Source organism: Kordia sp., from assembly GCF_022447245.1.
Taxonomy (GTDB): domain Bacteria; phylum Bacteroidota; class Bacteroidia; order Flavobacteriales; family Flavobacteriaceae; genus Kordia.
Window position 1 is genome coordinate 22384 of the sequence record NZ_JAKVBC010000008.1, and the last position, 23645, is coordinate 46028.

General features: G+C 34.1%; 18 protein-coding genes and 3 tRNA genes. 7 read left to right on the forward strand and 14 right to left on the reverse strand.

The window, feature by feature from the left end; translation table 11 throughout:
- Positions 1-80: 80 nt before the first annotated feature.
- Entirely contained in the window at positions 81-2636 is a 2556-nt protein-coding gene (locus MK119_RS07175; protein WP_290672308.1) for an ATP-dependent Clp protease ATP-binding subunit, read from the reverse strand.
- A gap of 258 nt (positions 2637-2894) precedes the next feature.
- Between MK119_RS07175 and gyrA the strand changes: the two genes are divergently transcribed.
- A complete protein-coding gene (gene gyrA / locus MK119_RS07180) occupies positions 2895-5438 on the forward strand; it encodes a DNA gyrase subunit A (RefSeq protein ID WP_290672311.1) in 2544 nt (847 codons plus the stop codon).
- Positions 5439-5476: 38 nt separating this feature from the next.
- Entirely contained in the window at positions 5477-6760 is a 1284-nt protein-coding gene (locus MK119_RS07185) for a tetratricopeptide repeat protein (RefSeq protein WP_290672314.1), read from the forward strand.
- Between the two features lie 65 nt (positions 6761-6825).
- Here MK119_RS07185 and MK119_RS07190 read toward each other — a convergent pair whose 3' ends face one another.
- Positions 6826-7572, reverse strand: coding sequence for a C40 family peptidase (locus MK119_RS07190; RefSeq protein WP_290672317.1), 747 nt, complete (start codon positions 7570-7572; stop codon positions 6826-6828).
- A gap of 33 nt (positions 7573-7605) precedes the next feature.
- The gene (locus MK119_RS07195) at positions 7606-8784 is read right to left on the reverse strand and encodes an acetyl-CoA C-acyltransferase (protein WP_290672320.1); all 1179 of its coding nucleotides are present in this window, start codon (positions 8782-8784) and stop codon (positions 7606-7608) included.
- A gap of 269 nt (positions 8785-9053) precedes the next feature.
- On the opposite strand from MK119_RS07195, the gene MK119_RS07200 reads away from it, so the two are divergent.
- The 5 genes from MK119_RS07200 to MK119_RS07220 all read left to right on the forward strand — a co-directional run bounded on the left by MK119_RS07200 (position 9054) and on the right by MK119_RS07220 (position 11986).
- Positions 9054-11147 carry an HDIG domain-containing metalloprotein gene (locus tag MK119_RS07200; RefSeq protein WP_290672323.1) on the forward strand — a complete coding sequence of 698 codons (2094 nt, stop codon included), beginning with the start codon at positions 9054-9056 and terminating at the stop codon, positions 11145-11147.
- 151 nt (positions 11148-11298) lie between these two features.
- Positions 11299-11380, forward strand: a tRNA-Ser gene (locus MK119_RS07205).
- A 32-nt stretch (positions 11381-11412) separates the two neighbouring features.
- Positions 11413-11487, forward strand: a tRNA-Pro gene (locus tag MK119_RS07210).
- Positions 11488-11556: 69 nt separating this feature from the next.
- Positions 11557-11630, forward strand: a tRNA-Arg gene (locus MK119_RS07215).
- A 131-nt stretch (positions 11631-11761) separates the two neighbouring features.
- Positions 11762-11986, forward strand: coding sequence for a hypothetical protein (locus tag MK119_RS07220; protein ID WP_290672326.1), 225 nt, complete (start codon positions 11762-11764; stop codon positions 11984-11986).
- 556 nt (positions 11987-12542) lie between these two features.
- Here the strand turns inward: MK119_RS07220 and MK119_RS07225 are convergent.
- From MK119_RS07225 to arsC, 11 genes are all read right to left on the reverse strand, one after another.
- Positions 12543-13370: an alpha/beta hydrolase-fold protein gene (locus MK119_RS07225; protein WP_290672328.1), complete on the reverse strand. Its 828-nt coding sequence runs from the start codon at positions 13368-13370 to the stop codon at positions 12543-12545.
- A 74-nt stretch (positions 13371-13444) separates the two neighbouring features.
- The gene (locus MK119_RS07230) at positions 13445-14077 is read right to left on the reverse strand and encodes a hypothetical protein (RefSeq protein ID WP_290672331.1); all 633 of its coding nucleotides are present in this window, start codon (positions 14075-14077) and stop codon (positions 13445-13447) included.
- Entirely contained in the window at positions 14067-14717 is a 651-nt protein-coding gene (locus tag MK119_RS07235; RefSeq protein WP_290672334.1) for a hypothetical protein, read from the reverse strand. The genes MK119_RS07230 and MK119_RS07235 overlap by 11 nt, the downstream gene beginning before the upstream one ends.
- Before the next feature lie 218 nt (positions 14718-14935).
- The gene (locus MK119_RS07240) at positions 14936-15676 is read right to left on the reverse strand and encodes a cysteine dioxygenase family protein (protein ID WP_290672337.1); all 741 of its coding nucleotides are present in this window, start codon (positions 15674-15676) and stop codon (positions 14936-14938) included.
- 28 nt (positions 15677-15704) lie between these two features.
- Positions 15705-16205 (reverse strand): GNAT family N-acetyltransferase, encoded by a 501-nt coding sequence (locus MK119_RS07245; RefSeq protein ID WP_290672340.1) that lies wholly within the window; start codon positions 16203-16205, stop codon positions 15705-15707.
- A 1-nt stretch (position 16206) separates the two neighbouring features.
- Positions 16207-17778: an amidohydrolase family protein gene (locus tag MK119_RS07250; RefSeq protein ID WP_290672343.1), complete on the reverse strand. Its 1572-nt coding sequence runs from the start codon at positions 17776-17778 to the stop codon at positions 16207-16209.
- On the reverse strand, positions 17772-18920 hold the full coding sequence (gene menC, locus MK119_RS07255; protein ID WP_290672345.1) for an o-succinylbenzoate synthase: 1149 nt from the start codon (positions 18918-18920) through the stop codon (positions 17772-17774). The genes MK119_RS07250 and menC overlap by 7 nt, the downstream gene beginning before the upstream one ends.
- A 225-nt stretch (positions 18921-19145) precedes the next feature.
- Positions 19146-19454, reverse strand: a complete 309-nt coding sequence (locus MK119_RS24250; protein WP_366512781.1) for a LytTR family DNA-binding domain-containing protein — start codon at positions 19452-19454, stop codon at positions 19146-19148.
- 464 nt (positions 19455-19918) lie between these two features.
- Positions 19919-20515, reverse strand: a complete 597-nt coding sequence (locus MK119_RS07260) for an aspartyl/asparaginyl beta-hydroxylase domain-containing protein (RefSeq protein WP_290672347.1) — start codon at positions 20513-20515, stop codon at positions 19919-19921.
- 170 nt (positions 20516-20685) lie between these two features.
- Entirely contained in the window at positions 20686-23124 is a 2439-nt protein-coding gene (locus MK119_RS07265; RefSeq protein WP_290672350.1) for a TonB-dependent receptor, read from the reverse strand.
- Between the two features lie 133 nt (positions 23125-23257).
- Complete coding sequence (gene arsC / locus MK119_RS07270; protein WP_290672353.1) at positions 23258-23599, reverse strand: arsenate reductase (glutaredoxin); 342 nt, start codon at positions 23597-23599, stop codon at positions 23258-23260.
- Between the last annotated feature and the right edge of the window lie 46 nt (positions 23600-23645).

Consider the following 23645-nt stretch of genomic DNA (forward strand, 5'->3'; position numbering starts at 1 on the left):
AATACATAAAAAGGGGAAGAAAAGAAAATCCTGCTTTTCGAAAAAGCAGGATTTTATATGCTTGATAATAAGTTAGTTGGTTAAGATTCTGTTGGCTTTTCAGCTTTTTCAATCTTAATAGTTAACTCATCATTATCTTCATCTAGATCCATAAAGATTTTGTCACCTTCATGAATTTTTGAAGTAATGATTTCTTCTGCAAGTGCATCTTCAATATATTTTTGAATAGCTCTTTTCAATGGTCTTGCTCCATATTGCTTATCAAAACCTTTATCAGCGATATAATCTTTTGCTTTATCACTTAACAATAAATCGTAGCCTAAACCTTTGATTCTTTGGTATAATTTAGCAATTTCAATATCAATGATTTTGTGAATATGTTCACGTTCAAGTGAATTGAAAATAACAACATCATCAATTCTGTTTAGGAATTCAGGAGCAAAAGCTTTTTTCAATGCATTTTCTATCACACCTTTTGCATGATCATCTGCTTGACTTTTCTTAGCGTTTGTTCCAAAACCAACTCCAGAACCAAAATCTTTCAATCTACGCGCACCAATATTTGATGTCATAATAATGATTGTGTTTCTAAAATCAATTTTTCTTCCTAAACTATCCGTCAAATATCCATCGTCTAATACTTGTAACAACATATTAAATACATCAGGATGCGCTTTTTCAACCTCGTCAAGTAAAACTACAGCATACGGTTTTCTTCGTACTTTCTCTGTTAATTGTCCACCTTCTTCATATCCAACATATCCTGGAGGTGCTCCAACCAAACGAGAAATTGCGAATTTTTCCATGTATTCACTCATGTCAATTCTGATCAATGTTTCTTCAGAATCAAATAACTCACGAGCTAATACCTTTGCTAACTGTGTTTTGCCAACTCCAGTTTGTCCTAAAAAGATAAACGAACCAATCGGCTTATTAGGATCTTTAAGTCCCGCACGATTACGCTGAATCGCTTTTACGACTTTACCAACGGCTTCATCTTGTCCAATAACCTTTCCTTTGATTAACTCAGGAAGTTGTGCTAATTTATTACTTTCCGTCTGCGCAATTCTATTCACAGGAATTCCAGTCATCATAGAAACAACATCTGCCACATTGTCTTCGTCAACCGTTTCTTTGTGTTGTTTAGACTCTTCTTCCCATTTTTCTTGTGAAATTGCCAATTCTTTTTCCAAACGCTTTTCGTCGTCTCTCAATTTGGCAGCTTCTTCATATTTCTGCTTTTTAACTACAGAATTTTTCAATTCACGTACTTCTTCTAATTGACGTTCCAAATCTAAAATCTGTTTTGGTACGTCAATATTTGTAATATGAACTCTTGATCCTGCTTCATCTAAAGCATCTATAGCTTTGTCTGGAAGAAAACGATCTGTCATATATCTATTTGTCAACGTTACACAAGCTTTAATAGCTTCTGGTGTATAACTTACATTATGGTGTTCTTCGTACTTGTCTTTGATGTTCTCTAAAATTTCAATCGTTTCTTCTACAGTAGTTGGTTCAACCACTACTTTTTGGAAACGTCTTTCTAAAGCACCATCTTTTTCAATATACTGTCTGTATTCATCTAATGTCGTAGCACCAATGCATTGGATTTCACCTCTGGCTAAAGCTGGTTTAAACATGTTTGAAGCGTCTAAACTTCCTGTAGCGCCACCGGCACCAACAATCGTATGAATTTCATCAATGAATAGAATAATGTCATCATTCTTTTCCAATTCGTTCATCACAGCTTTCATGCGCTCTTCAAACTGACCTCTGTATTTTGTTCCAGCGACCAAGCTTGCTAAGTCTAGCGTAACTACTCGTTTGTTAAAAAGAATACGCGATACTTTACGCTTTACAATTCTATTTGCTAAACCTTCTGCGATGGCAGATTTACCAACACCAGGTTCACCAATTAAAATTGGATTATTCTTTTTGCGTCTACTTAAAATTTGAGAAACGCGTTCTATTTCTTTTTCACGACCAACTACGGGGTCTAATTTTCCTTCTTCTGCCAAGGCTGTCAAATCTCTTCCGAAATTATCCAATACAGGTGTTTTAGATTTCTTATTCACTTTTCCGCCTGAATTTGAAGAACCAAAAGGATTTTCTTTTGAAGATTCTTGAGATCCGCTACTGTCATCCGAGAATGATTCGGAACGCGGCGTATCTATATAATCGTCGTCGTTTGTTATCATATACTTAAATTGCTCTTTAACATTATCATAATCCACCTTTAACTTATTTAAAAGTTTTGTTGTGGGATCGTTTTCGTTTCGTAAAATGCACAATAATAGGTGTGCGGTATTAATAGAAGAACTTTGAAAAAGTTTTGCTTCTAAAAATGTAGTTTTGAGGGCTCTTTCTGCTTGCCTCGTTAAATGTAAGTTGCGCTTTTCGTTTGGTGCGACTGCCACATTCGGGTTTGCGGGACTCAAAATTTCAACTTTTCGACGCAAATGTGTCAAATCGACATCCAATGCATTCAAAATGTTGATAGCTTTGCCGCTTCCGTCTCTGAGGAGCCCAAGCATTAAATGTTCTGTGCCAATGAAATCATGGCCGAGACGCAATGCTTCTTCCTTACTGTAGGCTATTACATCCTTTACTCTTGGGGAGAAATTATCATCCATATATATTATTTCCTTTCGACATTAAAATTAATACTTCAAACTGAATAATACAAAAATTGTTCCGTGATGAAAGTATATTTATTGCATTAGACGAAAAAAAAACAGAAATCACAGAATATCATATGGAATTATTAAAAAACTTATTAAAAATTGTTAATAAAAAAACCCTAAAATGACTGGCTAAATCCTCGCTGAATACTAGTAAATGTTGTATATTGACCCGATTTGTAAAACTCGAAATATTAAAACTTAAAATACATGGCAGAAGGAGAAAAGTTAATCCCCATTAATATTGAAGATGAGATGAAGTCTGCTTACATCGATTATTCGATGTCAGTCATTGTGTCACGTGCACTTCCAGATGTAAGAGATGGTATGAAACCCGTACATCGTAGAGTACTTTTTGGAATGCATGAACTCGGAGTAAGGTCTAGTTCCGCTCACAAGAAATCTGCAAGAATCGTAGGAGAAGTATTAGGTAAGTATCACCCACATGGAGATACCTCTGTATACGATGCTATGGTTCGTATGGCGCAAGAATGGAGTTTGCGTTATATGTTAGTAGACGGACAAGGAAACTTCGGTTCTATTGATGGAGATAGTCCTGCAGCAATGCGTTATACGGAAGCAAGAATGCGCAAGATATCAGATGATATGTTGGCAGATATTGACAAAGACACCGTAGATCATTCTTTAAACTTTGATGATACTTTAAAAGAACCAACTGTATTGCCTACACGAGTTCCAGGATTATTAATTAATGGAGCTTCTGGTATTGCCGTTGGTATGGCAACAAATATGCCACCACACAACTTGTCTGAAGTTGTAGATGGAATTCATGCGTACATCGATAATAATGATATCGAAATCGATGAATTAATTCAACATGTAAAAGCACCAGATTTCCCTACAGGAGGAATTATCTATGGATACGATGGTGTTCGCGAAGCGTTTAAGACAGGACGTGGACGTGTTGTCATGCGTGGAAAAGCTGTCATGGAAGAAGTTCAAGGAAGAGAATGTATCATTGTTTCTGAAATTCCATATCAAGTCAATAAGGCAGACATGATTAAGAAAACTGCTGATTTGATTAACGACAAAAAAATAGATGGAATTTCTTCCATTCGTGACGAATCGGATCGTAAAGGAATGCGTATCGTTTATATCTTAAAACGTGATGCGATTCCAAATATCGTTCTTAACAAATTGTATAAGTATACCGCATTACAATCTTCATTTAGTGTTAACAATATTGCCTTAGTAAAAGGACGTCCACAATTGTTGAATCTGAAAGATATGATTCATCATTTTGTAGAGCACAGACATGAGGTAGTAACTAGAAGAACACAATACGAACTTAAGAAAGCGGAAGAACGTGCTCATATATTAGAAGGATTGATTATTGCTTCTGATAATATTGATGAGGTAATAGCAATTATTCGTGGTTCGCAAAACGCTGAAGATGCTCGTAACAACTTGATCAAACGTTTTGAATTGACAGAAATTCAAGCGAAAGCAATTGTTGAAATGCGATTACGTCAGTTGACAGGTCTAGAACAAGACAAGTTGCGTGCTGAGTATGACGACATCATGAAGAGTATAGAAGATTACCGTGATATTTTGGCAAATAAGTCAAGAAGAATGGCTATCATTAAAGATGAGCTGGCTATTATTAAAGATAAGTACGGTGACGAAAGACGTTCGATGATCGAATATGCTGGTGGAGATGTAAGTATTGAAGATTTAATTCCAGATGAAAAAGTAGTAATTACAATTTCACATGCTGGTTATATCAAACGTACTTCATTAACAGAATATAAAAAGCAGAATAGAGGTGGAGTTGGGCAAAAAGGTAGTGCAACCCGAAATGAAGATTTTCTAGAGCATCTATTTGTTGGAACCAATCACCAATACATGTTATTCTTTACACAAACAGGGAAATGTTTCTGGATGCGTGTATATGAAATTCCAGAAGGAAGCAAAACATCAAAAGGTAGAGCGATACAAAACTTAATCAACATAGATAAAGAAGATAAAGTAAAAGCATTTATCTGTACGCAAAACTTAAAAGATGAAGATTACATTAACAATCATTATGTGATCATGGCTACAAAGAAAGGACAAGTGAAGAAAACTCCATTAGAGCAATATTCTCGTCCGCGTACCAACGGTATCAACGCTATTACTATTAAAGAAGGTGATGAGTTACTAGAAGCGAAGTTAACAACAGGAAACAGTCAAGTAATGTTGGCAGTAAAATCTGGAAAGGCAATTCGTTTCGAAGAAGAGAAAACGCGTCCAATGGGAAGAAATGCTTCTGGAGTTCGTGGAATTACCTTAGCAGATGAAAATGATGAAGTCGTAGGGATGGTTGCTGTAAACGATATGGAGAGCAATATTTTAGTTGTTTCTGAAAACGGATACGGAAAACGATCAAGCTTAGAAGATTACCGAATCACAAATCGTGGTGGGAAAGGTGTGAAGACTATTTCTGTTACGGAAAAAACAGGTAACTTAGTAGCCATTAAAAACGTAACTGATGAAGATGGTTTAATGATCATCAACAAATCAGGAATTGCTATACGAATGGCTGTATCTGATTTACGAGTTATGGGTAGAGCTACGCAAGGAGTTCGACTCATTAATATAAAAGGGAAAGATTCAATCGCATCTGTTGCTAAAGTTCGAAATGGACAACAGGAGGAAGAAGAAGGAGCGGAAGATGTTGAAAACACTGAGACTCCAGAAAATGGCACGGCAGTTGATATGGATAACAATAGTGATCAAGAATCACAAGAATAATAATAAATAAAACCTCAATTATTTTAAACATTAACAAAATGAAGAAGACAATTTTAATTTTTTCAGCACTGTTGATTACAGCCTTTTCTTTTGCACAAAAGAAAGAATTAAAAGCCGCTGAGAGAGCATTAAAAAAAGGAAATACAGTTGAAGCAAAAGATATGCTTAAGAGTATTTCATCTACTATTGAAAGCGCTGATGCTAAATACAAAGCAAAATATTACTTTTTAAAAGGTAAAACATACCAAGATTTAGCTGACAAAGGAATGGATGCAGATGCTTCTCTAAAGACTGCTGGAGAAGCGTATAATAAATTACTAGCTTTTGAAAGAGAGCAAAAAGAATTTAAGTATACAAAGCAAGCGAAGCCAAATTTACAAACAATGATTAGTAAAATGGTGGATAAAGCAATCAATGCACAAAATGCTAAAGACTATTCTAAAGCTTCTGACCTTTTACATTTGACGTATACGTTGCAACCAGAAAATAAGGATTTCTTATACTATGCTGCTTCTAACTCAATTTCTGGAAAAGACTATGATACTGCTTTAAAATACTACGAAGAGTTAAAAAACGCCAAGTATACAGGTGTAAAAACTCAGTATTACGCAATCAATGTGTCTACAGGAAAGAAAGAACCTTTTCAAGATAAGACAGTTAGAGATTTATCTGTAAGATCAAAATCACATGCAAGTCCTACACAAGAAAAGACAAAATCTAGATTGCCAGAAATCGTAAAGAATATCTCTTGGATTTATACAAACCATGTTGGAGATAATGATAAGGCTTTAGCAGCAGTAGAAGAAGCAATTGCCATAAATCCAGATGATCCTTCTCTTTTATTGACAAAAGGTAACATCTACTACAAGATGGGAGATACAGCTAAGTTCAAAGAAATCATGAAAGAGATTATCACTAAAAACCCTAATGATGTAGACTCTTATTACAATATTGGAGTAATTAGTGCGGAGAATGGAGATATTGAAGAAGCGCGTCAAGCTTACAAAAAAGTATTAGAATTAGACCCAGGATATGTGAATGCAGGTGTTAACTTATCCAAAACATATTTAGATGAAGCTTCTGAAGTGGTTGATAAAATGAACGAACTAGGAACTTCTTCTGCTGACAATAAGAAATTTGACGAGTACAAAGAGCAGCAAACTTTATTATACAAAAAGTCATTGACAATCTTAGAAGGAATTATTGAAAGTGTTCCAGATGATGTAAGTATCTTAAAGCAATTAAAAGGATTGTATTCTTTCTTAGGAGAAGATGATAAATTCAAAAAAGTAAAAGCTAAATTAGCTGAGTTAGGACAGTAATTCCAGACTTTATAAAACTAAAAAACCTCGTAATTACGAGGTTTTTTTTGTATCAAAAATAAATTTTAAATGATCTTTTTTATCACACGAAGTCTGTGTGTATGTCGATTGGTTTCTACATTGAAAATTCCTGAATGGTCAATACGATCAATGCGAACTTTGCCGTGTGCATGAATGATATAATTATTCTCCATGATGATACCAACATGAATAATATTTCCTTCTTCATTGTCAAAAAATGCTAAATCACCAGGTTCACTTTCTTCTATAAAACTCAAAGGTTCACCTTGTGTAGCTTGTTGAGAAGCATCTCTTAATAATTTATAGCCATTCAATTTATATACCATTTGAGTAAAGCCAGAGCAATCAATTCCGAAAGGTGTTTTTCCGCCCCATAAATACGGCGCACCTAAATACATATACGATGTTTTTACAATATTTTCTTTTGCTACAATACCACTAACTGTATTTCCGTCATGTTGATGCGAAAGTAATTCCATAGAATTTAATACAGCTCCAATAGGAATTGGCATCAAGTGCGAGTCATCGGTAATAAACTCTACCAAATCCGAAGACAAAACCAAATCTTCTTTGTCTTTTTCTTTATAAATGGCTTCGCTAATTTCTAAATACTGTTTATTATCAATCCAACCTTCATACTTATCAAAAGCAATACGAATGCGACTCCATTTTTTGCGTTGTTCTAGTACTTTAAAATGTTCTCCATACAGTACTTGCGATACAAGTTCACTCATATCGTTAGGTTCTGCACGAAGCGGAACAATACTTAAATTGCAAATTCCGTATTGCATGTATTAAAACCGGGTGTTTTTTTGAGTTGAAAATTACGCTCTTTCAATCACAAATGCAGAAGCACCACCACCACCATTACAGATAGCTGCAGCTCCAATTTTTGCATCATTTTGAGCTAATACATTCAATAAAGTAATTAAGATACGTACTCCTGAGCAACCTAACGGATGTCCTAAAGAAACAGCTCCACCATTTACATTTACTTTATCATCTGATAATCCAAGAATCTTCATATTTGCCAATCCAACTACAGAGAATGCTTCGTTGAATTCAAAATAATCAACATCGTCAATGCTTACACCAGCTTTTGCTAATGCTTTTGGAAGTGCTTTGGCAGGTGCTGTTGTAAACCATTTTGGTTCGTGAGCAGCATCTGCATATCCTTTTACTGTTGCTAAAGGAGTTAATCCTAGTTCAGCAGCTTTTTCTTCACTCATTAATACCATTGCTCCAGCACCATCATTAATTGTAGAAGCATTGGCAGCTGTTACCGTTCCATCTTTTGTGAAAGCAGCACGTAAATTAGGAATCTTTTCCATTTTTACATTCTTATACTCTTCATCTTCATTCACAACAATAGGTTCTCCACGTCGTTGAGGTACATCTACAGGAATAACTTCATTTGCAAATTTTCCATCTGCCCATGCTTTAGCAGAACGCTCGTATGATTGAATTGCAAAAGCATCTTGGTCTTCTCTAGAGAATTCATACTCTGTAGCACACGCATCTGCACAAACACCCATGGCAACATTGTCATATACATCTACCAAACCATCTTTCTGCATTCCATCTTCCATCTTAGCAGGTCCAAATTTGGTAGCACTTCTTGCGTGGCGGTAGTGTGGAATTAAACTCATGTTTTCCATTCCTCCAGCAACTACAATATCGGCATCACCTAAGGCGATTGCTTGTGCTGCTTGCATTACAGCTTTCATTCCTGAAGCACATACTTTATTTACAGTAGTACAAGGAACTGTATCTGGAATTCCAGCAAAAATTGCGGCTTGTCTTGCAGGAGCTTGTCCAGTACCAGCTTGTACAACATTCCCCATAATCACTTCTTCAACGTGTTCTGGAGCTAAATTAATTTGTGCTAATGCACCTTTAATAGCTGTTGCTCCTAACTTTGGAGCAGGTATAGTGGATAAAGCGCCTAAAAAACTTCCAATTGGAGTTCTTGCAGCTGCAACAATTACAACTTTTTTACTCATGATTTTTGCTTATAGTTTAATAGCTGCGAATTTAATTATTTTTTAGAAGATATCCGTATAAATTATCAATTAAGCAATAAAAGATACTGAATATAGGGATAAATTTAAATTGTCAAAATATGATTAACAAGTTTAGTTTTAAATGAACACTTACTTTTTTCGATTGTATTTGTTCTGGTTAGTAGTTTTCAATTTATCTTGGTTCATTCCAATTAAAAAATAAGATACGGTTAATTTTATTACTTTTGAATAATATCTATATTCGTTTAATGAAGCAGCTCATCACTAAGTTATATAAGAATCAATCGTTTATATATAAACTACTTTTACACATTCTTACCACAGTTTTAGTAGTATATCTTTTTCCGAAAGGAGGAAAGTTTCAATATGAGTTTCAAAAAGGAAAACCTTGGCAGTATGAAACCTTAATAGCACCTTTTGATTTTCCTATTATAAAAACAACTGAAGGAGTAGAAGCTGAAAAAGCGAGACTTACAACGAATGCAAAAACATATTACGAATATGATAGCGAAGTTGTAACACGTGTAACAAATAACTTTGAAACACAATTCAACCAGCTATTCTCTATTGATAGTACCATTGATATAAACAATTATAATAATCTGAAACGCAAGACAAGTCGGTTGTTAAGTAATTTTTATCGAAATGGAGTTATCGTTTCTGTTGATGAATCTAAGCTTGACAAGTTAGTTGTGTTAATGGAGAATAATATTGATCGAGGAACGGTAAGTTACAACCAATTTATTAGGTTAAATAGTCTTCAAAATTATATTAATAAATTTGTAGAACGTGAAGGTCTTGAAAAATATGAAACGCTCTTAGATAATCTCTTTTTTGAAATTATAGAGCCAAATGTGACAATCAATCAAGAATATACAAATTCATTACTAGCAGAAGAGTTAAGTCAAATTTCACCAACACGAGGAAATGTGCAAAAAGGTATTCGGATTATTGCTAAAGGTGAAGTTGTAGAAGGTCAAAAACTAGAACAGTTAAACTCGCTTAAAAAAGAATACGAATCGCAGGTTTGGAATGAGTCAAACTACAATTGGATTGTATTTGGATATAGTATTTTAGTTGCACTAGCTTTAATGATGTTGTTATTGTTTATTCGAAAATACCGTCCAGAGATTTATGAAAACAACAATAAAGTCACCTTCATTTTCATGAACATTGTATTCATGATTGTATTGACCACTTTGGTTGTAAAATACGATTCTAATTACGTTTACATTGTACCTTTGTGTATTTTACCTCTTATTCTCAAAGCGTTCTTTGATGCACGACTAGGGGTATTTGCGCATGTGCTTACGGTACTATTACTAGGATTTATTGTACCAAACAGTTCAGAGTATATCTTTTTACAAATTATTGCCGGAATTGTAACGATTTTAACCGTTTCAGAGCTGTATAAAAGAGCAAATCTCTTCATTTCTGTTGGACAGATTACATTGATCTATATCGTAGCGTATTTTGCCTTCTATATTACGCATGAAGGAGGAATTAAGTTTTCAGAAGTCTTTAGTAGAAATGAATCAGGAAACTTACATGTAATATGGGTGTACTTTACGCAATTTATGTTGTGTGGATTGGCAACTTTATTTGTGCAGCCATTAATTTATATTTATGAAAAGATGTTTGGATTAGTGTCTGACGTGTCTCTGTTAGAACTTTCAGATACCAATTCAAAATTATTGAAACGACTTGCGAATGAAGCACCTGGAACTTTTCATCATTCACTTCAAGTAGCAAATCTAGCGGAAGCTGCAGCAAGTGAAATAGGAGCCAATACCATGTTAATCAGAGTAGGAGCTTTGTATCATGATATTGGGAAAATGAACAATCCGACGTTTTTTATAGAAAATCAAGCAACTTCTGTAAATCCGCATGATGAATTAGCACCTGATGAAAGTGCTAAAACCATTATTGATCATGTATTGGATGGAATTGAAATTGCAAAAAGCAACAAATTACCAGATAGAATCATTGATTTCATTAGAACACATCACGGAACATCTACAGTATATTACTTCTATCAAAAAGCAAAAGAACTAGATGAAGATGTAGCAAAAGAAAAGTTTCAATATCCTGGTCCGATCCCATTTTCTAAAGAAACGGCAATTTTGATGATGGCAGATTCGGTAGAAGCAGCTTCTAAAAGTTTAAAAGAGCCAACTTCTCAAAAAATTGATCAATTTGTAGAACGCATTATTGACAAACAAATGGACGCCCAACAATTTATGAATGCAGATATAACCTTAAAGGAAATTGTTGCCATAAAAAAAGTGCTAAAAAAGAAATTAAACAACATCTACCATTTACGAATTGAATATCCAGAATAATCAGTAGATAATTGAAAATTAAATTATTGGAAAAAAAATAGAAAAAAAAGACTAAAAAAATACATAAATAGTTGCTTGATATAAAATGAACAGTTACATTTGCAACCGCAATTTCACAATTGTGCAAGTTCTTAAATCATAAAATAATATTGGAGAGGTGGCAGAGTGGTAATGCAGCAGCCTGCTAAGCTGTCATCCTTAGGGATGCCCGGGTTCGAATCCCGGTCTCTCCGCTTTTTTTGATAAATTATGAATTAAAAATTTTCGGGGTGTAGCGTAGCCCGGTTATCGCGCCGCGTTTGGGACGCGGAGGTCGCAGGTTCGAATCCTGCCACCCCGACAAATTTGAAACAAGTGAGTATCTACTTTCTAAGTAGACGGTCACTCAAAATTTGCAAAATAGAGCAATGGTCGCGTAGCTCAGCTGGATAGAGCATCTGCCTTCTAAGCAGACGGTCACAGGTTCGAATCCTGTCGCGATCACAAGAAAACAAAGGCTTTCAGGAAACTGAAAGCCTTTCTTGTTAAAATTGCCCGAAAATTGCCCGATTTTTTAAACATATTACAAGTGCATAAAATTAATCATTGTTTCTACTTCTATTCCATGGTATAATATGATAAGTTATTTACTTTTTATTAAGGAAAAAGCAGAAACAATTCTCAAGTTTGATTTGCCACAAAACATTTCTATTTCCGTTCCTAAAAGATATGTTGAGGGTTTTAGAGAGCGAATAATTAATCTTATCTATGAATCTCCTGATGAAGTGATTGAAAATTTTAAAAGTAAGAAAGAGAATAGTCCAAATGATGTTATGAAAAATGAATATTTATCTAAATAGACTAGTAACTACATAGCACAAATGAATGAGCTTGAAAATAAAGAACACTATATTTCATTTTTAGTGCACCTTATTGAAGATATGCGTAAAGATGTATTCTTATCGAAAATTGAAGAATTAAATAAGTTAAAAGATTATCCATCAGTCACTAATATTAACACTAAAATACTTACTTATTCTTTAAACGATTAAGAATACTTTCAGCGATTAGGGTTTTAGTATGCATGTTTTCTCTAAAATTTCCTAAAAATGAAAAAAACAGAAGTATTCTTTGAATAATTTCATAAATAAACTTTCCAATTAAGTTTCTTTTGAAGAACATATTTTTTTGAATCTTAGCTAAAAATGAAAAGTTAAAATCTGATTTTCTTGATCATTCCTCCATTTAGAGGACAGGTTTTAAATGCCCACTAATGATAATAAATATGAATAAAAATATATGAACTTGACATGTGAACTTCGTATAAAAAAGTATAAAACTTTTTTACAGTAGCTTTTATGTATACAACGGATTCCCTTTTATATTTTTATTCAAAAGTATATGAGGAAAATTGACTTATTCTGTTTTCTTGAATATAGCTTCAAAAGCTCCGTATACTGCCAAGTGCAATGCGTCTCCATGACTTTGCGCTTCAAGAAATTTAAAATTTAATGTATAGTTTTTCTTTCCTTCAATATTAAGCTTATTATGCAGCTCTTTGGCAATACGTTCCATAATTTTTCCTTCTTTCCCAACGGCGATATAAATTGCTTTTTTCTTTGTAAAAGTTGAAGGTTGGTAGCTTAATAACGATTCATTGTCCCACCATAAACTTGGACTTACAATAATATAATTATCAAACAATTCAGGTTTTTTAAATAAAATTTCAGTAGCCAACAATCCGCCAAGTGATTGTCCTATAAGTGTTCGTGTATTGGTAACTCTATAATTTTTATCAATATAAGGTTGCAACTCATTTGCTATGAATTTGATAAATTTTTCTGAACCACCAGTAGTCGGAAATTCTTCTTTATCTTTTTTATTCGTTGTTGGAAAAGTAAAATCGTGTTTGCGATCAGTATTTCCGATACCAACGACAATAGATTCTGGAACCATCTTAATCCAAGAAAAAGAACCAAATTGAACCAAACCAGCAATATGAATAAAATCTTCATTTATAGATCCATCAAATAAATAAATTACAGGGTATTTTTTGGATGCTTCTTTCGAATAACTCTCAGGAAGATAGATGTTAAGAATCCGTTGTTGGTTGAGAATTGTTGAAGAAAAACTTACAGATTCCCCAATAGTGATAGGCTTTTTTTGAATATTTTTCTCTTGAGCTAAACAAAAAGTATGTACTAAAAATAAGCAGAAAAGTAGAAAACTATTTTTTTGATGCATTCGTTAAGTTTTTTTAAAAAGAATTTGAGTGAATATACCAACTTTTAATCAAGAAACAATGGTTTAATTTGGCTTTATTTTTCTTTGATTCTCGCTTTCAAAGAGTCTAAGAAAGAACTAGAGTTTTTGTCAATTACAGGATTTAAAAACTCAAGATTTAGTTCATTATCTTTTAAATACTCTTTAATGTCACTTGGAGACATCGTTTTAATTTTCTTCTTAAATACCTTAAAAACAACTTCGTTGTAGTAGGTTGTAAATTCGGCAGAATCGTCACAAACACCATTGTCATCAAGGCACATTAAGACTTGGACATCATATTTGCTATAATCTTCCTTTTTATCTAAATATACTAAAAATTCCATATCGCATGGCGTGCAAAGTGATGTTGTATCTTTTATAGCGAGTGGAGTAGGTTCCGTTGTTTCCGATTGTGCATTTTGGTAAGCTACATGCATTTTTGATCGAATACTGTCTAAATATGAAGAAGTTTCATTGGTAGTTTCTTTCAATTTAATCGTATCTAAATTGATTCCAACTTTTTTGCCAATAGCATCTAATTTGGCATTGATAAGTTGTATTTTTCGTTCAATAGAATCATTTAATGAATTAGCACGAATGGCCTCAGCACTTCCTTTAGGTGCTTTTATACAACTAAACAAGCTTAACAATACGATGATGACTAAGAGTGATTTATTAGTATACATTTTGAATAGCCTTAATTAGTTGTTCTCTTTTTTCTTCTGTTTCTCTAAAAACAAAGGCAACACCTTTTGATGTTCCTTTTGTTCCATCAATACTAAAATCGAAGTGCTTCCAAAATTCATCTACTTGATCTGGTTGAATGGTGACACAACCTAAAGAACCTCTACTATTGTAATTTCCTAAATCAGAATATCCTTCATGAACATTCACATACGTCATTGCAGCGGGTTTATGAGTCCAAGAATAGCCGTCTGTTTCTCGTTGCTCTTCCTTGTTGATTAGATTTAATCCTTTAACTGTCCCACTTCTATGTCCATATAAATTATTAAATAAATGAATTCCTGTATCTATGGTATTAGGTTTGTCTGAACCAGGTTCGGTTTCTTGAGAATTTGGGTAACTGCTTCCTTTGTAAGGACCAAAAACTTGCTTCTTTTCATTATCAACAATAAGAATAGATGCTGTATATGATGTATTAGGAATACCAGCATCTTTTGGCATACTATCTTGATCAACAATATAAATTTCGAGTGGAGGTAAGTTACTTTTGATAGTAGCTACATCATCTATGGATGAACTATTATAGCTTATTAGACCTAGCGAAACTACTAAAATAAGGATGGTAAGTATTTTTCTTTTCATTTAATGTGATTCATTAGCAGCAGCTTATTTTCATGAGATTACATATAAATAAAGCTAGTTTTGTGTCAAATTTTCTTATTAAATATAGCCTTTTTTGAGAAGAAAAGAAGAGTTATTGCCTTACTTTTTGTTTGAAGAAAACGTATAAGTAAAAAAAAGAGATTGCCTAAAAGCTTTAGACAGTCTCTTTATATAAATTTAAAAAACGGAAGACTTACTTACGAGAGTCCAATACGTTCGTATAATTTCTTCATCAAGTTTTCTTTTAATTCAATGATTTCAGGAGTTTGTTCTTGACGGTGATAATAATCGATCATTAATTTTGCATAATTGATGAACACATCGTCTGTTGGATTTGGGCATGGTTCAAAATCATAAATTTGATCCTGTGGCAAATTGAAAAAAGCACCACCAGTCGTATGATTTACACGATCGTGTTCCAGTTCATAATTTTTAGCATCGGCTGTAATATCACCAGATTTTTCACAAGATCCATAAATATGTAAAGTCATATAACGTTCTGTAGAAGGATTTCCCATTTGGTGAATCATTGCGTTTACCACTTTTACTATAGAACCAGAAGTCAAAATTTCTTTTTTAGCAAAACGCAGTTGATTGTTTCTATTTTGATAAATGAAGTGGTGTACATTTCCAAATACTTGCACTACGCCCCATTGCGTATACCCATGATTGTGAATAGAAGAATAATCACCCGGATTCCAAGACATTGCCATAATTTCAAACTTTCCACCATCATAAATCATTTTACGTCCATATCCATCTTCAATTGGATGATCGAAATCGGCATACGCTTCCAAATCTTTTTGTGTAATTTGAGCTTGCTCTACAAATTCCTTAATATTGGAAGCAGTGACTTTTTCTCCACTGTCAATTGCATCTTGTATTAATGTTTTCAGGGTTTCTAAAGCAGGTGCTAAAACTTCTTCTTGTAACATCATGTCCTTTCTGATTTTTTAAGTTGATCATTTATTCTATTACATATTGCATGATAATCATGTCTAACCATTGTCTGTTTCGGTATCCAATTTGATGTTGGCGTCCTACAATGGTGTAACCCAATTTTTCATTATACGCAATACTTGCCGTATTAGTTGCAAAAACTTTGGCGACCAAATGCTTATATTGTAATCGTTTACATTCGTCAATTACAAATTTTTTCATTTGTGTTCCATAGCCTTTTCCCAATTCCGTTTCGGTGAAATATACGGCGGTTTCACAAGCAAAACGGTAACCTTCTCTATCGCTGTAGCGTTTTATAATTCCCCAACCAATCACAATGTCATTGTCTGTATAGACATATAATTTTTCCCGATCGTGGAATTTTTGTACCCAAGCTGCAATGTCTGCAGTGGTTTTCAAGGTTTCTTCCATATTGGAAGTCCCAAGTTTAATGTATTCATTATATATGTCAGCAATATTCTGATAATCAGAATTGGTAGCTTCTCTTATTTCTGTACTTTTTTGCATTTCAATCTTTCAATGTCAATACTTTTCCTGGCGTCGTATCTTTTATTTCTTTGTGTTGAATAAGATGCGAACCATTGACCCATAAATGTTCTACTCCTGATGATAATTCTCTTGGAGATAAATAGGTGGCATTTGCCTTTACAGTATTCGGATCAAACAATACAATATCAGCGTAATAGTCTTTTTCAATCAAACCTCTGTGTTTTAGTTGAAAAAACTCAGCAGGCAAATAGGTAACTTTGTGAATAGCTTCTTCCCAACTCAACATTTTTTCATCAATGACAAAACGTTGTAAAAATTCAGTAAAAGCTCCATACGATCTTGGATGTGGTTGTCCAATACTCTTTGGTGCATTGATAGGGTAACTCCAAGAATCTGTACAAATCATAGCATGTGGCCACATTACAGCGGTATCAATATCTTTTTGATCAATGCAATGATATACAACCCATGTTTCTGTACTTGCCGCTAAAATATCAGCCACAGCTTGCGCAAGGGTAATATTTTGTTCTTCAGCAATTTCAGAAACGTTTTTATTGTAATAATCGGTTAAATCATCTGAAATGATCAACATGCGTGACATGTCGTAATCTTTCTTCTCAATCCATGTTGCAATAGCTGCAACATTTTCTGCATCTTTCATTTTGTCTGCAACTGCGGCAATTCCATCTTGTAGCATATATTTTGGAATAAATGCACGCAATTTGGTAGATACAGCAGTATACGGATATACATCACAAGCGGCTTGTAATTCACTTGTTTCATTATATTCCTCGAGCATTTTAAGGATTTTCGGAATCTTTCCCCAGTTTTCTTTTTCTGCGGCTTTGATATGACTAATTAAAACGCGTATTCCTGCTTGTTTTCCAATAGTTAGCGCTTCTTCCACAGCTTCTTCCAAACCGTCACGTTCATTACGCACATGCGAAGCATATACGCCTCCTTTTTCGGCAGTTACTTTGGCTAAATCTACAATTTCGTCCATTTCTGCAAAACAACCTGGCGCGTAAATCAATCCTGTAGAAATTCCTAAAGCGCCTTCATCCATGGCTTCAGCTAAAGCTGTTTTCATAGCTTCAAGTTGTGATGGTTGCAAATTGTGCCAATCGTCCATGTTTCCTGCACGAAGCGTACTATGGCCGACTAACGTAGCTATATTGAATTGTAGTTTGTCCTGTATTTGGTCAAAATATTCTTGAAGCGATCGCCATTCAAACGGAAATCCAATTTCGTTAGATAAACGATTCATGGTATTGTTTAAATGTGGTGCAATTGGAGCAGGTGATGTTCCGCAGTTTCCAAATATTTCGGTGGTAATTCCTTGGTATAATTTATGATCAGCAGCGTTTGGAAAAAAGTATCCAAAACCAGTAGAAGCATGCGGATCAATAAATCCTGGAGTTAAAATAAGTCCTGTAGCATCAATGGTTTCTTTCGCATCAGGAACTTCAAAAGTTTCATTAATATAATGAATACATGCAATACGATCATTTAGGATTCCGACATTTCCAATTTTGGCAGTTTCCTTGTGTCCAGTACAAATTTTAGCGTTTTGTATGTAAAAATCTAGCATGTAACTTCTATTGTTTTTTCATCAATGGTATACTTTTCTATTAAATTTGGTTGCACTTGGCAATGTTGTAAGCTTTCAATGGAAACATACCCTTTGTTCATTTCTACATTTGGTGCAATGATATCTTCTAAGAAATAACGATCAGACGGACTTAAATCATGCGCGCGCGCAGTTGGTAAATAGGAAGCCATACGCAAGTTGAGTGTACGTCCTATACCAGTTTCAAACATACCGCCAATCCAACAAGGAATGTTATGTTTGGCACAGTATTGAATGATGTCAATACTCTTCATGACACCACCAACACGTCCAACTTTTAGATTGACTTCATCCAACACACCTAAATGATGTAGTTTTAATACGTCTCCAAGCGATTTTATTTCTTCATCATAACAAACAAAGACATCTGGGTTTTCTTGTTTCGCTTTTAATAACAAATCAAATCGAGTAGGTGCAAACGGTTGTTCTACCATAGATTGATAGGTGTTTGCAAAATAGTTGAAGATTTCAAAATCGTCATCACCAAAACTTCCATTAGCATCAAAACTAACATAAGTATCAGCTTTAAATAACATCGGATTGATTTCTTCAAAAAAGTCAATACGTACTTTCGGAGATATTTTAAACTTTAAACGTCTGTATCCAGTTTGTAGCGCATTTTTTACGACTTCTTTCATTCGGTCTAACTCTGTGTATAAACCGAGTGAAATCCCAACAGGAACTTCTGTCAAAGGTGTATTTTGTAACAATTCAAATGGAGATTTGCCCGTATTTTTTTCAATGACTTGCAACGCGGCCATTTCCACCGCAGCTTTTGTGAAGTTCCAACCGCGAATTTTGTCAAGGAGTTTCACAAGATCACCAAAAGTTTGTTCTGCTACTAAAAAAGGAACAATAAATTGATTCACCAAGGCAATTGCCCCATCAATAAATTCATCGGAATAATACGGATCAGGACGACAAGAACATTCTCCATAACCCTTTACGCCAGCCATGTCTTCCCATTCAATAATGAGGGCTTCACGGGAATTTCGCACACCAATTCCAGACACAAATTGTTCTTTTTGTGGTAGGTTTAAGCGAATAAGTCTGATGTTTTTAAATGATATTTGGAGATTATATATGTCTTCTTTCACTGTCATTCGGGATCGTCTCTTAGGGTAGACTTCATTATTTTAAGCGTTGCAAATATAGAGAATTTAGACGAGGTAAATTGTTAAATTGTTAAATTTCACTATAAAAACCATGTTTGAATTTATAAATCTACAAAATTAGTAGACTTTTGTTGTGAATAAAACAAAATGTAGAATAGCCTTTAGATGGAGAAAAAGCTATTTTTAATCGTAAAACAAAGAAGGTGTTTTTTACTATTTTAATGTGCGAAATTTATGAATGATGTCTTTATATTTTCCACTCAATGTTGCTTTGTAATTATTTGATAATATGTTAAGATTATCTTGAGGAATGATTTCTTGTATTTTTTGAAGATTGACAATAAAATTTCGATGTGTTCTGCAGAATATAGAAGGATCAAGCAATTCCAAAACTTTTACTAGTGATATGAGAATGACAAATTTTTCTTTTTCCTTGATGATGTTGCAATACTTTTCTTCAACTTCTACTAAAATAATTTCGTCTGTGCGTACTTTTTTAAGAGACTTCCCTTTTATATGAATAGATGATCTTTGCTAATAATTGTATTTTCATATTCTCCAGAAAAAGAATCTCCTTGGTCGTAAAACTTTTCAATAGCCGTTTCTGTAGCGTAAATCAATTCTAATTCATGTAAATTTTTTAATAAAACTTTTCCAGAAACACTTTAAATTGGAGAGTTTAATATCTTAAAATATTTTTTGAGTATGTTGTAAACTCTAAAAAGTTCACATAATAACACAAAAAAACGTAAAACTTTGGATACAATAGAAAATAACGATATTGTTTTATTAATAGCCCAGCCCGTATCAGATCTTGTTACAATATAAAAGTACTTTTTTATACGATATAACTACCAAAGCACTTGCTTAACAAGTAATTGCTGTCCGAATATAAGAACATGTTTTTAGGGAACACAAATTGTAGTACCCGTTAAAAATATGTGTAAGATCAGTATATAATTCATGAATTTTTATTGGTAACACTTTTAAATATCACTCTCCTTAATAATATTTCGAATCCAATCGTTCGGAATCATATCAATAGTAAGATTTACACGCTCGGTTGTTCCATTATTAATAACTCTATGCGGATCTGTTAATCGTAAATACCAACATTCGCCTGGTTGCATTGGGACTTCCGTATCATTGAGGAAGAATTGAATACCTTCTTTGTTTAAAATAGGAACCGTTAAACGAATCACAGATTTATGTACTTCCAATCCCAATGTAGGATCGGTATGTTGTTGCACCACAGAATTTGGAGCCAAACGTAACAAACGTACCAAAGTTACCTTGGTATTGGCTTTAAAGGTATCAATGACACTTTGCAAGTATGGTGAATCTTCTAGGTAGTCGGTATCCATCCAATCGCACCATGAACCATCTGCATAATCATCTGCTGGTGGAGGAAACGGCAATGAAGTATCCACCGTATGAGCAGGCGCGCGAAGCGGAATCACATTGTAATATTCAAACTGCTGAAGTTTTAAAGCTTCAAACTCTGCCAACATTTTTTCGGCATCAAAAGTAAAGGGTAATTTAACTCTATCAGTGCTTTCGGTTTTCGGTGCTGCGTGTGCCATGGTACATTTGTTTTATGAGATTTCTAAAGTACTAAAAAAGTCGAAAATTAAAAACAAAGCAGGCGATTTATCATGAGAATCAGCAATATTTACGTAAGTGAAATCCTAAAAAAAAGCTGCACTTTTTACAGAGTAGCTTTATTATCAATTTCATAATTAGTTATATACAATTACGGTGCAGCGCTAAATCCACCTTCATCATCAAAATTTTGTCCACCATTACCGCGTTGTCGTTTCTTTTTCTGATTAAAACGATAGGTAAATGATAAATTGAACGTACGTTCACGCCATTGAAATTCTCCTTCGCTTCTAAAAGTATTTGTAAAGGATTCTGATTGTCTTTTTCGAGAATTGAATACATCACTTACATTGAAAGCAATAGAAGCTTTGTCTTTGAACAAATCTTTACTAAAAGCCAGATTTGCAGAGAATAAACCTTTACGGATATTTTGAGCATCTTCATTGGGACCACGATAGGACAAACGTGTTTGCCAATCTACTTTTCCAGGAAGTGTAACTTTGTTATTGACACGCACGAACCAACTTAAGTTGTTAGCATCAAAATTAACACCATTAAATTCACCACGATTATATGATTGGAATAAGTTAAAGTTTCCATTCAATCGCCATTTGCGAGAAGGATTATAGGTCAATGTAAATTCAAAACCAAAACGATCGTTTCTGGCTAAGTTAATAGGTGTTCTACGAATAATTGGTACTTCTTCACCATTTAATATAGTAGTTTGTCCAGTATCTTCACTTATAAAATTAAATACATCCGTTGAACGCTGAAAATACACAGAAGTATTTAGCGTAAGCTTTCCAAAGCGATTCAAATAACCTAAGTCAATTCCGTTAGAAAAACTTGGGTCAATATCTGGATTTCCTTGAAAAACATTGGTAATGCTTGAACGCGAAGGAAACGGATTGATAAAGCGTGAACGCGGTCTACGAATTCTTCTGTTGTATCCTAATGTGATACTTTGATCTTCCGAAATTTCATATCCTAAATTGACCGTAGGGAAGAGGCTCACATAGGTTTTGCGATCAAAATCGCCACTTGTCAGTTGATCAATCGTAATGCGCGTGTCTTCCAATCGCAATCCCAATAAGAAAGAAAATTTATTATTGATCTTATTTCCATATTGTGTATAAATTGCATTTACATATTCACGATAATTCAACACATTACTCAAATTGGTATCTGCAACAAATTCTTCATTTTCCAAAAAGGCAACTAAATAATCGGTATTTAAATCTAGGAAGTTTCCACGATATCCAAATTCAAATTGCTCAGTTTGACTAAGTGGAACTGTATAATCAGTTTGTAACAAAATACGATCTTGATTTTCAACAGTAGCCACTTGTTCTGCCAATTGACCATTTACTGAAATAAAAGAGTTTTCAGCTTCCTTACTACTTTCAAACTGGAAATCAGCAGTTAATTTATGACCGCTTTGTTCAAAATTTCGATCAAAATTCAATGCGTATTGAATCGTTTTATCATCTTCTGTTTCTGGATCAAACCGTGTACTAACGTTCGTTACATTAAAAACATCATCAAACTGTGTTAATATGTTGGAAGTTTCACTTTCATTATTGCTGTCTCTGTATACCAAAGAAGCAGTGAGTGAAGTTTTATCATTAATATACCATTCCACGCCAAAATTAGAATTGAATCCTTTTCGAATACGATCAAACTCACGATCTTCTTCCAAAAACGTATTGGGATTGTCTCCATTAAAATATTCGGTAAAGGTGTTTGAATTTCCTGGTACTTCACGATAATTATATCCTGTAGTCGTAAAAAAGTTAAAATCGCCTGTTCTGAAGTTGAGGTTCCCAGAAACGCCATATCCTTTAGGATAGGCAACATTGGTCGTAATAGCACCGTTGACACCTTGTAATTTGCTTCGACGGAGAATGATATTTAAAATTCCAGCTGTTCCTTCGGCGTCATAACGTGCTGATGGAGATGTGATAATTTCTACTTTTTCAATCGCTTCTGCGGGAAGTTGTCGTAGTGCATCAGTAGAATTTAAACCAACCAAACCAGATGGCTTTCCATTAATTAAGATTCTAACGTTGTCATTTCCTCGTAAGGCTACATTTCCTTCTACATCCACTGAAACTGAGGGCACATTGTCCAACACGTCGCTAACAGTTCCCCCACGAACGGTCAAATCTTTTCCGACATTGTAAATCTTTTTATCCAGTTTAATCTCTACAGTTGTTTTCTCTGCAATCACTTCAATAGCTTCCAATGCTTGTGCGTCTTCTGCCAAGAAAAAAGTTCCAATTGACATATCTTCTTGTAAAGACTTTCCGTTAACTTGTTGCGATTTAAACGAAATAAATTCTATTGTAATATCGTAAATGTCAGCTTCTACTTCAATAGAAAAAGCGCCTTTTGCATTCGTGATTCCGCCTGTAACTGATCTTTTTTTGCCAGCATCTTGAAAAATAATAGTAGCATATTCTAGTGGTTGATTGGTAGATTTATCAAACACTTTTCCCGTAATAGTGACTTTTTTGGCTTGTTTTTTAGTTTGTCCCACTACAGTAATTGTCATTCCTATAAAGCATAGAAAAAAGAGTAATTCTTTCATTTTGGTGATTCGTTTCTTTGTGTATATAGCATTTTTTGATGTCGGTTTGACTGCAAAGAAACTACAAGGTTTAACGGATTTTCGTTAAAGTTGTGTTAAAAGAAAAACCCAGCGTTTTCGCTAGGTTTTTGTCTTATAAAATGGACGTAATATTTTCTGGTGGACGTCCAATAATTGCTTTCTTATTATGAACTACTATTGGGCGTTCTATCAATTTCGGATTGTCGACCATTGCTTGAATGATTTGGGCATCACTTAACTCTTTTCCTTTGTAATTTTCTTTCCAGATTTTTTCATTCTTTCGAACTAATTCTAAAGGTGTAATTCCAAGCAAGGAAATAATTTCAGTAAGATCAGTCACCGAAAGTACATCGTCTAAATACTTTACGGTTTCAAAATCTTTTCCAGACTCTTCCAAAATAGCTATACCTTGTCGTGATTTGCTGCATCTTGGATTGTGATATATTTTCAGCATGTTTTTTAGGTGTTAGGTGTTAGGTGTTAGGTGTTGAAAATCAACT